The sequence below is a fragment of the Halorubrum kocurii JCM 14978 genome, from assembly GCF_000337355.1.
In the GTDB taxonomy this organism is placed as follows: Archaea; Halobacteriota; Halobacteria; order Halobacteriales; family Haloferacaceae; genus Halorubrum; species Halorubrum kocurii.
Map to the genome: position 1 here is coordinate 103,497 of NZ_AOJH01000027.1, position 13,410 is coordinate 116,906.

At 67.9% G+C, this 13,410-nt stretch carries 18 protein-coding genes; 9 read left to right on the top strand and 9 right to left on the bottom strand.

The genetic code is table 11. The features are described 5' to 3' along the window. Position 1 precedes the first annotated feature (1 nt). From C468_RS03435 to secY, 7 genes are read left to right on the top strand one after another with little or no spacing between them, the layout of a single operon-like run. Positions 2-712, top strand: coding sequence for a 50S ribosomal protein L32e (locus tag C468_RS03435; RefSeq protein WP_008847480.1), 711 nt, complete (start codon positions 2-4; stop codon positions 710-712). Next, a complete protein-coding gene (locus tag C468_RS03440; protein WP_008847481.1) occupies positions 705-1,166 on the top strand; it encodes a 50S ribosomal protein L19e in 462 nt (153 codons plus the stop codon). The genes C468_RS03435 and C468_RS03440 overlap by 8 nt, the downstream gene beginning before the upstream one ends. Further along, on the top strand, positions 1,166-1,723 hold the full coding sequence (locus tag C468_RS03445) for a 50S ribosomal protein L18 (protein ID WP_008847482.1): 558 nt from the start codon (positions 1,166-1,168) through the stop codon (positions 1,721-1,723). The genes C468_RS03440 and C468_RS03445 overlap by 1 nt, the downstream gene beginning before the upstream one ends. Beyond that, positions 1,716-2,363: a 30S ribosomal protein S5 gene (locus C468_RS03450; protein ID WP_008847483.1), complete on the top strand. Its 648-nt coding sequence runs from the start codon at positions 1,716-1,718 to the stop codon at positions 2,361-2,363. Before C468_RS03445 ends, C468_RS03450 begins: the two co-directional genes overlap by 8 nt. Next, the gene (locus C468_RS03455; protein ID WP_008847484.1) at positions 2,363-2,827 is read left to right on the top strand and encodes a 50S ribosomal protein L30; all 465 of its coding nucleotides are present in this window, start codon (positions 2,363-2,365) and stop codon (positions 2,825-2,827) included. Before C468_RS03450 ends, C468_RS03455 begins: the two co-directional genes overlap by 1 nt. Beyond that, positions 2,824-3,321 (top strand): uL15m family ribosomal protein, encoded by a 498-nt coding sequence (locus C468_RS03460; protein WP_008847485.1) that lies wholly within the window; start codon positions 2,824-2,826, stop codon positions 3,319-3,321. Before C468_RS03455 ends, C468_RS03460 begins: the two co-directional genes overlap by 4 nt. A 3-nt stretch (positions 3,322-3,324) precedes the next feature. Further along, positions 3,325-4,803, top strand: coding sequence for a preprotein translocase subunit SecY (gene secY / locus C468_RS03465; RefSeq protein WP_008847486.1), 1,479 nt, complete (start codon positions 3,325-3,327; stop codon positions 4,801-4,803). Positions 4,804-4,910: 107 nt separating this feature from the next. Here secY and C468_RS03470 read toward each other — a convergent pair whose 3' ends face one another. The 4 genes from C468_RS03470 to C468_RS03485 all read right to left on the bottom strand — a co-directional run bounded on the left by C468_RS03470 (position 4,911) and on the right by C468_RS03485 (position 8,601). Further along, complete coding sequence (locus C468_RS03470; protein WP_008847487.1) at positions 4,911-6,239, bottom strand: M20 family metallopeptidase; 1,329 nt, start codon at positions 6,237-6,239, stop codon at positions 4,911-4,913. Positions 6,240-6,352: 113 nt separating this feature from the next. Further along, positions 6,353-6,787 carry a YeeE/YedE family protein gene (locus C468_RS03475; RefSeq protein WP_008847488.1) on the bottom strand — a complete coding sequence of 145 codons (435 nt, stop codon included), beginning with the start codon at positions 6,785-6,787 and terminating at the stop codon, positions 6,353-6,355. Positions 6,788-6,804: 17 nt separating this feature from the next. Next, positions 6,805-7,329 carry a YeeE/YedE family protein gene (locus C468_RS03480; RefSeq protein ID WP_008847489.1) on the bottom strand — a complete coding sequence of 175 codons (525 nt, stop codon included), beginning with the start codon at positions 7,327-7,329 and terminating at the stop codon, positions 6,805-6,807. A gap of 69 nt (positions 7,330-7,398) precedes the next feature. Continuing rightward, complete coding sequence (locus tag C468_RS03485; protein WP_008847490.1) at positions 7,399-8,601, bottom strand: MBL fold metallo-hydrolase; 1,203 nt, start codon at positions 8,599-8,601, stop codon at positions 7,399-7,401. A gap of 266 nt (positions 8,602-8,867) precedes the next feature. Between C468_RS03485 and C468_RS03490 the strand changes: the two genes are divergently transcribed. Both C468_RS03490 and C468_RS03495 read left to right on the top strand, forming a co-directional pair. Beyond that, positions 8,868-9,122: a sulfurtransferase TusA family protein gene (locus C468_RS03490; protein ID WP_008847491.1), complete on the top strand. Its 255-nt coding sequence runs from the start codon at positions 8,868-8,870 to the stop codon at positions 9,120-9,122. A 1-nt stretch (position 9,123) separates the two neighbouring features. Further along, a complete protein-coding gene (locus C468_RS03495) occupies positions 9,124-9,711 on the top strand; it encodes a DsrE/DsrF/DrsH-like family protein (protein WP_008847492.1) in 588 nt (195 codons plus the stop codon). Between the two features lie 20 nt (positions 9,712-9,731). Here the strand turns inward: C468_RS03495 and C468_RS03500 are convergent, their stop codons facing one another. The 5 genes from C468_RS03500 to C468_RS03520 form a co-directional block, all read right to left on the bottom strand. Further along, a complete protein-coding gene (locus C468_RS03500; protein ID WP_008847493.1) occupies positions 9,732-10,727 on the bottom strand; it encodes a Gfo/Idh/MocA family protein in 996 nt (331 codons plus the stop codon). Between the two features lie 94 nt (positions 10,728-10,821). Further along, on the bottom strand, positions 10,822-11,490 hold the full coding sequence (locus C468_RS03505) for a DUF1641 domain-containing protein (RefSeq protein ID WP_008847494.1): 669 nt from the start codon (positions 11,488-11,490) through the stop codon (positions 10,822-10,824). 1 nt (position 11,491) lies between these two features. Further along, positions 11,492-12,637 carry an NAD(P)/FAD-dependent oxidoreductase gene (locus C468_RS03510; RefSeq protein ID WP_008847495.1) on the bottom strand — a complete coding sequence of 382 codons (1,146 nt, stop codon included), beginning with the start codon at positions 12,635-12,637 and terminating at the stop codon, positions 11,492-11,494. Between the two features lies 1 nt (position 12,638). Continuing rightward, positions 12,639-12,881, bottom strand: a complete 243-nt coding sequence (locus C468_RS03515; RefSeq protein ID WP_049911967.1) for a sulfurtransferase TusA family protein — start codon at positions 12,879-12,881, stop codon at positions 12,639-12,641. Between the two features lie 139 nt (positions 12,882-13,020). Next, a complete protein-coding gene (locus C468_RS03520) occupies positions 13,021-13,272 on the bottom strand; it encodes a DUF7542 family protein (protein WP_008847497.1) in 252 nt (83 codons plus the stop codon). Between the last annotated feature and the right edge of the window lie 138 nt (positions 13,273-13,410).

Genomic DNA, 13,410 nt, shown 5'->3' on the forward strand with positions numbered 1-13,410 from the left:
AATGGCCGAAGAACTGGAAGACATCAGCGGTGTCGGTCCCTCGAAGGCGGACGCCCTTCGCGAGGCCGGCTACGAGACGGTCGAGGACGTGAAGGCCGCCTCCCAGTCTGAGCTCTCCGAGGTCGACGGCGTCGGCAACGCGCTCGCAGCGCGGATCAAGGCCGACGTTGGCGGGCTGGAGGTCGACGAGGAGGCGGACGCGGAGATCGAAGACGAGACGGACGAGGAGGAGGAGGCCGACGAGGCCGACGCCGACGAGGACGTCGAGACGGAGCTTCGCCCCCGCGGTCACGCCGACAAGACGCCGGAACTGGACGACGAGACTGCTCGCGCGCTCGCACAGAAGCACCGCGAGGGGAAACCGCAGTTCAACCGGCAGGACTACCACAAGAAGAAGCGGATCCCGACGTCGTGGCGCAAGCCGCGCGGCGGGCTCTCCAAGCAGCGCCGCCGCATGAAGGCGAAGGGCCCTGTCGTCGAGGCGGGGTTCCGGTCGCCCAAGGCGTCGCGCGACCTACACCCGAGCGGCTTCGAGGAGGTCCGCGTGCACAACACGGACGACCTCGAGGGCGTCGACGGCGACACGCAGGCGGTGCGCATCGCCTCGAAGGTCGGCGGACGCAAGCGCGAACTGATCGAAGACGAGGCGGAGGAGCGCGAGATCCGCGTGCTGAACCCGACCTACGTCGAAGTGGAGGTCGACGATGAGTGACCTGAAGGCGCAGAAACGGCTCGCAGCGGACGAGCTCGACGTCGGCAAGGGCCGCGTCTGGCTCGACCCCGAGGCACAGGAAGAGATCGAGGACGCCATCACGCGAGAGGACGTCCGCGAGCTCATCGAACAGGGCACCATCCGCGCGAAGGACGCGAAGACGAACTCCCGCGGTCGGGCCCGCGAGCGCGCGGAAAAGCGCTCGTACGGTCATCAGTCGGGCGCCGGTACCCGGAAGGGGAAGTCCGGCGCGCGACAGAACACGAAGGACGACTGGAAGGCGCGGATCCGCGCACAGCGCGCCCGCCTGAAGGAGCTTCGAGACGAGGAGGACGTACTCGACGCCAGCGAGTACCGCACGCTCTACAACAAGGCGAGCGGCGGCGACTTCGAGGACGTCGCGCGGCTGGAGGCGTACATCCAGACCCAGTACGGTTACGAGGTGACGGACTAATGGCGACAGGACCACGATACAAGGTGCCGATGCGGCGCCGCCGCGAGGTCCGGACGGACTACCATCAGAGGTTGCGCCTGCTGAAATCGGGCAAGCCTCGCCTGGTCGCCCGGGTGAGCAACGCTCACGTCAGGGCGCAGCTGGTGACCCCCGGATCCGACGGCGACGAGACCCACGCGGCCGCCTCCAGCGAGGAGCTCGGCGAGTACGGCTGGGACGCCCCCACGGGCAACCTCCCCAGCGCGTACCTGACCGGGTTCCTTGCGGGCGCCCGCGCCGTCGACGCCGGCCTCGACGAGGCCGTCCTCGACATCGGGCTCAACACGGCGACGCCCGGCAACAAGACGTTCGCAGTACAGGAAGGAGCGATCGACGCCGGCCTCGAGATCCCGCACAGCGACGACGTGCTGGCCGACTGGTCGCGCACGCGCGGCGAGCATATCGCCGCGTACGCCGAGCAGCTCGACGAACCGCTGTACAGCGGCGATTTCGACGCGGCCGACCTACCCGAGCACTTCGACGACGTGCTCGCGACAATCCAGGAGGACCATGAGTAGACACAACGACGGCTGGGAACCGCGGACGCGACTCGGCCGCAAGGTACAGAACGGCGACATCTCGTCGATGGAACAGGCGCTCGACTCCGGCCTCCCGCTGAAGGAGGCCGAGATCGTCGACCAGCTCCTCCCGGGGCTGGAAGACGAAGTACTGGACATCAACATGGTCCAGCGCATGACCGACTCCGGCCGCCGCGTGAAGTTCCGCTGCGTGGTCGCCGTGGGCAACCGCGACGGCTACCTCGGCTACGCGCAGGCCCGAGACGATCAGGTCGGCGGCGCGATCCAGAAGGCGATCGACGTCGCGAAGCTGAACATCATCAAGGTTGACCGCGGCTCCGGGTCCTGGGAGGACCAGCCCGGCGGCACGAACTCCCTCACCCGCAAGGCGGAGGGGAAGGCCGGCTCCGTCACCGTCGAGATCCAGCCCGCCCCTCAGGGGCTCGGTCTGGCCGCGGCGGAGACGGTACGGAACATCCTAGAGCTCGCCGGCGTCGAGGACGCCTGGACGAACTCCGACGGCAACACCCGCACGACCGTGAACCTCGCGAAGGCGACGTTCAACGCGCTGGAGAACGCGGCGCAGTCCCGCACTCCGCAGCACGCGCGTGAGGTACACTACGACGAGGTGAGCGAGTGATGCAAGCGATCGTGCAGCTCCGCGGTGACGTGAACCTGGAGTACGGCGTCGAGGACACCCTCGACATGCTGAACATCGGGCGCGTCAACCACGCGACGTTCGTCCCTGAGACGGAGTCGTACCGCGGCATGATCACCAAGGTGAACGACGTCGTCGCGTTCGGGGAACCGAGCGTTGACACGGTCGCGACCACCGTCGCGCGACGCGGTGAGCCCCTGGAGGGCTCGGCCGACATCGACGACGAGTGGATCGACGACAACACCGACTACGCCGATCTCGAGGCGCTGGCCGAGGCGCTCGTCGACGAGGAGACGACGCTGCGCGAGCAGGGTCTCTCGCCGACGCTCCGGCTCCACGCCCCCCGCGGCGGTCACGAGGGAATCAAGCACCCGGTGATCGAGGGCGGCGAACTCGGCAAACACACCACCGAGGAGATCGATAATCTCCTGGAGGCGATGCGATGACGAGCAAGAAACGTCGACAGCGCGGGTCCCGTACCCACGGCGGCGGAACGCACAAGAACCGGCGCGGCGCCGGTCACCGCGGTGGCCGCGGCGCGGCCGGCCGCGCGAAACACGAGTTCCACAACTACGGCCCGCTCGGTAAGTACGGCTTCAAGCGCCCCGAGGGGACGCAAACCGAGGTCCTCGAAGTGAAAGTCCAGAAGCTCGACGAGGACGCGGCGCTGTACGCCGCGGAAGACCTCGCCGAGGAGGACGGCGACGCGTACGTCGTCGACGCGCGCGACGTCGTCGAGGACGGCCACGAGGCCGACGTCGTGAAGGTGCTCGGCGGCGGGCAGGTCCGCCGTGAGCTCCGCGTCACCGCAGACGCGTTCACCGCCGGTGCGGTCGAACTCATCGAGGAAGCCGGCGGCGAGGCGACGCTCTCCGAGCGAGCCGAGGAGGCCGCTGACGAACCGGAAAACACTTCCGACGACGAGGACGACGAGGCGTAACCAATGAGTTGGAAGGAGGTCGCTGAACCGTTGCTCACGCGGATGCCCGTCGTGGAGCGACCCACAGGTCACGTTCCGTTCAAGCGGAAGCTGATGTGGACGGCCGGCATTTTGGTCGTCTACTTCTTCTTGACCAACATCAACCCGTTCGGGCTGGCCGCCGGTCAGGGGTCTGACTTCTTCGGGCAGTTCCGGTCGGTGCTCGCCGGCTCGTCCGGCTCGCTGTTACAGGTCGGTATCGGACCGATCGTCACGGCGTCCATCGTCCTCCAGCTGTTGGGCGGTGCGAACCTGCTGGGACTCGACACCGACGACCCGCGCGACCAAGTCCTGTACCAGGGTCTCCAGAAGCTGCTGGTGGTCATCGTCACCGCCCTGACGGCGGCGCCGATGGTGTTCACCGGCGAGTTCCTCCCCGAAGACCCGGCAGTCGGGCAGGCGCTCGGAATCGGAGCGTTCGGCGTCGAAGCGCTGATCTTCGTACAGATCTTCATCGGCGGCGTCCTCCTTCTGTTCATGGACGAGATCGTGAGCAAGTGGGGCGTCGGCTCCGGCGTGGGTCTGTTCATCATCGCAGCCGTGAGCCAGCAGATCGTCGGCGGGTTCTTCAGCTTCTCGGCGCTCGGCGCGTCCGGGTTCTTCGCGAGCTGGTACGGCATCATCGTCGGCGACGTGCCGGTGTCGCTGTCGCCGTTCACGGCGGAGGGGCTCCAGAACCTGCTGTTCGATCCCGGGAACATCTTGGCGCTGTTCACCACGCTGTTCATCTTCGGGATCGTCGTGTACGCGGAGTCGGTCCGCGTCGAGATCCCGCTGTCGCACGCGCGGGTGAAAGGGGCCCGTGGGCGCTTCCCGGTGAAGCTCATCTACGCCTCCGTCCTGCCGATGATCCTCGTTCGCGCGCTGCAGGCGAACATCCAGTTCCTCGGACAGCTCCTCTCCTCGCAGTGGGCGGAGATGCCCGGGTGGCTCGGCGTCTACAGCGACCAAGGCCAGCCCATCTCCGGGCTGTTCTACTACCTGAACCCAATCCAGCGCCGAACCGACTGGATGTGGTTCTTGGGTGAGATCCCGGCGTCGGTCGAGCCGTGGATGATCGCGGTTCGACTGATCATCGACCTCACCTTCATGGTCGTCGGCGGTGCGATATTCGCCATCTTCTGGGTCGAAACCACCGGAATGGGTCCGGAGGCGACGGCGAAACAGATCCAGAACTCCGGGATGCAGATCCCCGGGTTCCGGCGGAATCCGCAGGTCGTCGAGAAGGTCATGGAGCGGTACATCCCGCAGGTGACCGTCATCGGTGGCGCCCTCGTGGGACTGCTCGCCGTCATGGCGAACCTGCTCGGCACCATCGGTCAGGTCTCCGGTACCGGGCTGCTGCTCGCGGTCTCCATCACGTACAAGCTGTACGAGGAGATCGCCGAGGAGCAGCTGATGGAGATGCACCCGATGATGCGCCAGATGTTCGGAAACGAGTAGGACCGACGACCGTTCCCTCGACGCGGTTTTTTTATGCTGACCCGCACGCGCCCTAGCGACGCGTCCCGACTACGGCTCACGGACCGTCCGGCCGATCGCCGCTTCGTTCACTCTCTCCGCTCCGAGAACAGTGCGTCCCACGCGGCGGGAAGGCGGGCGTACACCGTCGCGTTGCGTCGCAGGGCCTCGACGGTCGTGTACTCGTCGACGGCGTGGACCGTGTCGGTGCCGAATCCGAACTCGACGGTCGGTACCCCGGCGTGCCGGAACGTCTTCGCGTCGCCGCCGCCGGTCGCGCTCCGGCGGTATATCCGGTCGTCGACGACGGCTTCGGCGGTTCGCGTCACGGCCTCGACGAGCGGACTCTCGACCGGTTCGTAGCTACCGACCGACCAGCTCGCGTCGGCGACGGAAACTGTCGGGAAGTCGGCGAGACACTCTCGGATGTCAGCGAGCACGTCCGCGGTGTCGACGCCCGCGGTGAGACGGACGTCGAGACGGGCCGTCGCCGCATCGGGAACGGTGTTCACCGCGTCGCCGCCCTCGATCGTTCCGAGGTTCACGGTCGGGTGTTCGAAGAGGTCGCGGGCGGCCTCCGCCCCGAGCGTCGGTTCGTAGAACGCGACGGACTCCTCGACAATCGGCCGCAGCGTCGCGTCGAGGTCGAGGTCGCGCGCGGAGAGGCGCGACCGGATCAGCGAGGCCGCCGCCCAGAGCCGGTCGATCGCGTTGTCGCCGAGCGACGGGCGAGAGCCGTGCGCCGCGGTGCCCGACGCTCGGAGCGTCAGCCAGATGCTCCCGCGGTCCGCCACGGTGACGGAGTGTCGCCCGCGCGAACAGGTCGTCTCGCCGATGACGCACCCGTCGGGCGCGAGCCGCTCGAGCGCGCCGCGCTCGACAACGGTGTCGACGCCGGCGGCGCCGCCGGTCTCCTCGTCGCTCACGACGGCGAAGGCGACCTCCACCGGTGGGTCCCGGTCGGCCGCGGCCAGCGCCTCGCCGGCCGCGAGCATCGCGGCGAGCGGCCCCTTCATATCGGTCGCACCGCGTCCGTACACCCGGTCACCGTCCAGCTCCCCGAGCGGGTCGCGGGTCCACGCCTCGGGGTCGAACGGGACGGTGTCCACGTGGCCGTTGTACAGCAGGGTCCGGTCGGCCTCGCCCGGCAGGGTGGCGATCAGGTTTGGCTTTGCCGGGTCGGTCGCGACGCGCTCGGTGTCGAAGCCGGCGGCCGAGAGCAGCGACTCGACGCGATCGATCGCAGCGCGGACGTCGCCCGGCGGATTCTGTGTGTCGATAGCGAGCAGGTCGGCCACGATGTCGACGACGCGGTCGGTCGAGATCGACGGACCGCCGTCGGCAGCGTCGTCTTCCGTCGTCGCGTCCTCCGCCGTCGCGTCGGTCGGGTCGTTCGTGTCTGCTGTGTCGTGTGTCATGGTGTGGAACGCGACCGGTACCGGGCAGACGAACGGGTCGTAGTAGAAAACATGGGCCTCAGTAGGAGAACTGGTGTCCGTCGGGAGCGGTGGGTCCGCGGTCCGGACGCTCGTTAGTCGTCGCTGGGGGCCACCGCGGGTTCGTCCGTGTCGTGGCTCCGCCAGACGCCCTGCGCGTAGGCGCCGATGAACATCCCGCCGATCGCGTAGAGGATCGGCCAGTTCCCGACGCCGAGGCTGGCGTAGGCGGCGCCGGGACAGATCCCCGACAGCCCCCAGCCGACGCCGAAGACCGAGCCGCCGATCAGGACGTTGCGATCGAACGACTTCAGTCGACGGCCGTACGGGCGACCGGTGAGCGGTGCGGACTCGAACAGCTTCGGGACGGTCCAGAACGCGATTCCGGCGACGATCGAGCCGCCGAACATCACGAATAAGAGCCCGAAGTCCTCGAACGTCAGGAAGTCGATAACGACCTCCGGGCGGGCCATGTGGCTGAAGCCGAGGCCGAAGCCGAAGACGAGTCCGCCGACGAGCACCAGCGGCATGAACAGCGGATGTCGGCTCACAGCCCCACCCCCAGCGCCGAGACGGCGTTCGCGGTCACGATCGCGACGACGAGGAAGGTCGCCACGCCGACCAGCGAGGTGCGGGACACCGAGCCGACGCCGCAGATCCCGTGGCCGGAGGTACACCCCTTCCCGACGCGGGTGCCGATCCCGACGAGGATCCCGCCGACGAACAGGCGCCACGCGGACACCTCGGTGGTCCAGCCGCTACCGGCGATCGACCACGGGTCGCCCTGGTAGATCACCGCGTACGCCGCGGCGCCGCCGATGATCCCGACGGTGAACACGATGCGCCAGTCGCGGGACGGCCGATACTGCGCGAACCGAGATCGACCCGAGACGTACGAGAGGGTCGACTCGAGGAACGTGCTCGCGCCGGCCGTGATCCCCGTTCCGAGGTAGATCAGGACGGTTCCGAGCCCCACGAACAGCCCCCCGATCGCGTACCGGGACACGCCGTTCGGAAACAGCGCGTCGACGGTCTGGGCGCCCAGCAGATCGGCGACGGCGGCGTCGATCACCGCGGCTCACCTCCGGACGGGGCGGGCGTGTCGATCCGTAGGCGACCGGACGGTGGGGTCACGGTCGAATCAGTCGTCGCTCGTGAGCGCATCTTGGCTCGCGGCGCAGTTGTTCGGCCCGAGCTCGAGGGTGAACGCCTCGTCGTCGTCGACGGCGTTCTGTCCGAGGTTCGTCGCGATGATGTCCTCGTAGTTGGCCGGGCGGGGAGGCATGTCGGCGAGGACGGTCTCGACGAACTCGTCTTCGTCGGCCGAGAGCGCGTCCATCCGCTCGCGGAGCTCGCCGATCGGGGCGGTGTAGGTGCCGTCCGCCGCCGGCTCGGCGGCGTCACTGAAGTGCGCGCCGCCGACGAGCACGTCGTCGTCGAGCGTCAGCACGCGGTTCTGCAGCGAGTCGTACAGCAGCCGGGCCGCCTCGGGCGCGCCCTCGTCGCCTTCCTCGAGGTCGGGGCGGGCGACGCTCTCGATGAACAGCCCGTCGCCGGTCGCGAGCAGGCTGTCGCCGAGCAGGTACGAGGTCATCCCGGTCGTGTGCCCGGGCGTGAACACCGTCTCGACGGTCGCGTCGCCGACCGCGAACTTGTCGCCGTCCTCGACGAGCGTGACCGCGTCGGTGTAGGTGACGCCGCGGTCGGCGGCGGCGGACGGGAGCATCGCCTCGACACCCTCGTCGGCGAGTTCGCGGAGCCCGGAGAGGTGGTCGGCGTGCACGTGCGTGTCGAAGGCGTACGTCAGGTCGACGCCCAGCTCCTCGGCGTCGGCGAGGTAGCGATCGGTGAACGCCCGGAGCGGGTCGACGATCGCGGCCTCGTCGCCGTCGTACAGCAGGTAGCCGAGACAGCCGCTGGAGGGGCGCTGGTACTGGAGGAGCGTCCCCGGGCCGTCGTAGCCGGTCACCTCGTGCGATTCGTAGATCGATGCCCAGCCGTTCATCCCGTCTTCAAGGTGGTCAACGTCGTAGCCGCGGTCGGCGAGCGCGCCCGCGACGTACTCGCTGGCGCCGCCCTTCGCGCAGAGCACCGTGACGTGTTCGTCGTCGGGGATGCGACCGAGGACGTCGTCGTCGATCTCCTCGTCGAGGAACTGGAAGTACGGCACGTTGATCGAGTCGACGTTCGGTCCGTCGATCTTCCACTCCTCGTAGTCGCTCGACATCCGCGTGTCGAGCAGCGTCACCGACTCGCCGTCGTCGATGCGGCTCTTGAGCGTTTCGGGGGCGATCGAGTCAACGTCCGAGTCCGGCGTCGGAAAGTCCATCTCGTCTGCGTCCATGTACACCAACCCGTAACGGGGGGAGGAACTTAAGAGTTCGTATAGTAATTCACTATACACACAAGATAGATGAGTGGTCCCAGTGAGTCGAGAACCGAATATGCGGCGTGTACGGCCATTTATACGTTTGTACGCGTTACCGGTGTGTCGCACACACGAAGGTCTGCTCTCTTGTTCGTCAGTAGTTCAGGATAACCACAAGTATCGACACACTTATACCGACCTGACCAGTATTGTGGGGTAACCCCAACACGGGGGACCAAACAATGAGTACGGAAACCGCAGCCGAGACGCTGGACGTGAAGGGACAGAACTGCCCGATGCCCGTGATCAAGACGAAAGAAGCCTTCGACGGCATCGCCGCGGGCGAGGTGCTCGAAGTCGTCGCCACCGACTCCGGGAGCATGAGCGACATCGCGGGATGGGCGGAGTCGACCGAGGGGGCCGAGCTCGTCGATCAAGAGGAGGCGACCGAGGGCGGCCAGGACGTGTACAAACACTACGTCCGGAAGACCGAGTGAAATGAGCGCTGACACCCCGGCGTCGCCCGACGACGACCTCAGCCCCGAAGCCGTCGCCGACTTGCAGGACCGCATCGACGCGCTCGAGACCGAGGTGTCGGACCTCCGAACCGAGGTCGACGACGGCGGTCCCCAGAAGATGGTGATCATCGCCACGAAGGGAACGCTCGACATGGCGTACCCGCCGCTGATCCTCGCGAGTACGGCCGCCGCCTTCGGCTACGACGTCACCGTCTTCCACACGTTCTGGGGGCTCGAGATCCTCCACGAGGAGAACTCGAAGGACCTCCAGCTCAGCTCCGTGGGGAACCCGAACATGCCGGTTCCGAACGCGATCGCCGCGCTCCCCGGGATGGACCGGATGACCACGCGCATGATGCGCAACAAGATCGAGGACAACGACGTCGCGTCGGTGGAGGAGCTCATCGAGACGTCGCTCGCCAGCGGCGTCGACCTGCAGGCGTGTCAGATGACGATCGACCTGCTCGGCTACGACGAAGACGACTTCTACGACGGGGTCACGACGGGCGTCGGCGCCGCCTCGGCGTTCCAAGACATGGTCGACGCGGACATCCAGCTGCTCGTCTGACGGCGGACTCGACCCGCTTCTCACTCGACCGCGACCGACTCGTTTCCGGCGGCACTTTCGTACAACGCGTCGATGACTCGCATGTTCGCGACGGCCTCTTTCCCGTCGGTCAACGGATGCGTGCCGTCGGCAACGCTCTCGGCGAACCGCTCCACCTGTAGGCGGTACTGGTCGACGGGGTCGAACGTCTCGACGCCGCGCCGGCCGTCGATCTCGTAGGTCAGCTCCACCGGCTCGTCGGTCGGCGCGTCGAACGCCCGCTCGACCGCGACCCAGCCGTCGGTCGCGTCGATCCGGTAGCGCTGGATCAACTGCGTGTCGAAGCCGGAGGCGATCCGGGCCGACCGGCCGTCGTCGTACTCCAGCACGCCAGCGAGCTCGGTGTCGACGCCGGCGTCGCGGCTGTCGTGCGTGTGCGCGTACGCCCGGTCGGGCGTCCCGAGAACCGCTCTGACGAGCGAAACCGGGTAACATCCAACGTCCATCAGCGATCCGCCGTCGAGGCCGGGGTCCAGCCGCACGTCGTTCGGCCGGTCGTACAGCGGGAACCGGAACGTCGCGGTCACCGTGCGCACGTCGGTCAACTCTCGCTCGGCCAGTTCGAGGGCTCGCTCCGTCCGGGGGTGGTACCGGTACATGAACCCCTCCATCAGGGTGACGCCGCGGTCCTCGCAGCGGTCGGCCACCGACTGGGCCTCCGCGGCGTCGCCCGCGAGCGGCTTCTCGCAGAGCACGTGGAGCCCCGCGTCGGCCGCCCGCTTCGTCCACTCGGCGTGAAGCCCGTTCGGGAGCGGGACGTACACCGCGTCGATCCCGTCGTCCCCGAGCAGCGCCTCGTAGGAACCGTAGCTCCGGGGAATCCCGTTGTCCTCGGCGAACCGGCCCGCTCGCTCCTCGTCGCGGGACGCGACCGCGCCGAGCGCGTGGTCGCTCGCTCGGATCGCCGGTACGACCGCTTTCCNGATCCCCGCCGTTCCGAGTACGCCGAAGGTGAGCCGATCGTCGGATTGGGCCATGCTCCCGGCGACGCTCCGGACGATCAAAAAATCGGGTGGTTCGACCGTACCGCGACGCCGGGCAGGACGGGCGGCGGAGACGGCGCCACCGCCCTCACGACTCGTCGGCGGACTCCGCGCGCGCTCGCCCGATTGCCTTCGAGACCGCGAGCACGTAGCCGAGACCGTACTGGATCTCCGGGTCTCGGACGCCGCGCGCGAGCCCCAGCGCACCCACCGGTTCCGGGTCGCTTCGGTGGGCGGCGCCGACCCCCGCTAACAGCGTCTTCAGTCCGTCGCGGGTGTCGTCGTCCGCCGCGGTGTCCGCCACCTCGCCGAGCGCCGAGCCCGTTCCGGCCAGCGAGCGGACCATCTCGTCGTCGAGCGCGGCGGTCGCGAGCGAGCCGACCCCCGCGAGCTCCGAGAGCTCGTCCAGCGTGCCGCTCCGCTGGAGCTCGATCAGCGTCTCCATCGCCTCGCGGAGCTCCGTCCCGTTGCCGCCGACGGTCTCGGCGAGCGCCACGGTCTCGTCGGTCGCGAGCCCGTCCGCCGACTCCGCGAGCGTCGAGGCCGTCCCCGCCAGTTCGACGACCATCTCGTCGGTGAGCGCGCCCTCCCCGAGCGCGACCACGTCGAGGAACTCGTTGACCGCGTCGAGCCGGTCGACGAACGCCGCGACCGCCTCGGGGTTCTCGGCGACGATCGATTCGAGGTCGTCGCGGTCCAGGTCGTCTCGATCCGGGGCGTCCCCGTTCAGTCCGCTCTCTGCGCTGTCGCCCGTCATCTCAGAGCAACCCCCGTGCGGTGAGCCAGTAGGACTCGTTGTACGCCAGCTTCGACCAGTGGAGCTTCTCCGAGGGCGGCGCGGGCGACGGCGGGTTCTCGTAGTCGAACTCGACGAACGAGGCGGCGTCCGTCCCGGTCTCGATGAAACAGAGCGTCTTCCCGTCGTAGGTCGCGGTCGCGGGGCGGCCTCGCACCTCGCTCTCGAGCCGCTGCGCCACGACGCCCGCCTGGTAGTGGGCGACGCTGCCGGCCTTCGGCACGCCGGTCGTCGCGGCGTCGCCGAGCGCGTACACGTCCTCGGCCCGCTCGGCTTCCAGCGTGTGCTTGTCGACGTCGACCCACCCGCGGTCGCCGAGGTCGGCCGCCTCGACCACGTCGACGCCGCGGTGCGGCGGGATCGCGGCCAACAGGTCGTAGTCGAGTTCCGTCCCCTCCATCGAGGTGATCGTCTTCGCGTCCGGGTCCACCGACTCGGCGTTGAAGAACGTCTCCACGTTGATGTCGCGGTCCGCCATTATCGGGGCCGCCCACTCGGCGATGTGGGGGTTGCCGTGGACCCGGTTGATCGGATACGTGTACGTGATCTCGATATCGTCGCGGAGCCCGCGCTGACGGAACCAGTCGTCCGCCATGAAGACGAACTCCAGCGGCGCCGCCGGGCACATGTGCGGCGTGCCGACGACGCTCAACACGAGGTGACCCTCGGTCATGGAGAGGAGCTCGTCCCGCATGTCTAGCGCGCCGGACTGCGAGTAGTAGTCGTGGCCGCCCTCCGCGAGCCCCGGGATCTCGTCGTCGGCGAGGGTCGAGCCCGTCGCGACGACGAGGTGATCGTAGCCGAGCGGGACAGTGGCGTCGCGGAGCGCCAGCTCCTTTTCCTCCGTGTCGATCTCGGTCACCCGGTCGACCGCGAGATCGATACGATCGTCGACGAGATCACGGAGGGGCCTGCGCCCGTCGGCGGGCTCGCGCTGTCCGAACGGGATGTACAGCCACACCGGCTTGTACACGTGGTCCGGGTCGTCGTTGATCAGCGTGACCTCGACGTCGCCGGCGTCGATCTCCGGAGCGAGGCGCTCTGCGAGGTTGTTCGCGAGCACCGTCCCGCCCGTCCCGCCGCCGAGGATGGCTATTTCTTCGGGCATCTCACGCGACCTCCACGTAGAAGCCGTAGTCGTCTCCCGACTCGTCGACTGCGAGGAGTTCGTTGCCGGTCTCGTCGACCCACTCGGAGACGTCGGTCAGCGACTGGTCGTTATCGCTCAGGAGCAGAATGACGTCGCCGGAGCTCGCGGACCGAACGCGACCGATCAGGTCCATCAACGGTCCCGGACAGGCGGCTCCGCGGGCGTCGACGGTGTCTGTGGGTTCGATATCGATGGTGGACATGGGTACAGGCTACCCTTGTGCCCCCGCGAAGTTAATATTGTATGCTTATTCCAATATAAAGAAACTCTCGGTAGATATTTATATGACCCTCCCGTTCTGAAACGGATCGCGACTCCGACGGGGCTCCCGACGACTCCGACTACGACTCCGGTTCCGGGGGTGTCGGATCGACGAGGGGAGAGTCCTCGTTCGCGCACTCGGGACGACCGCACACGCCGGCGTCGGCGCCGGCCTTCGAGACGCCCGCGGCCACCGACTCGATGGTCCAGTCGACGTCGTGGCCGGTCGTCGACTCGTGGTCGTCCACGGCGGTCCGCGCGTCGCGGAGCCTGTCGTGGGTCGTCGCGAGCGAGCAGTCGTGACACCGAACCGTGACGCGCGTTCCGTTCATACCTGTGTCTTGTGTTACTTCGGCATAACCGTCGCGGTCGTTCGGGACCTCGGTCGCAATACAAACAGCGATCGCCGGATCGAAGAGTCGGCGGTCCTTACGGAGAATCGAGGAGAAAGCCTCGCGCTTCAGCGCGGG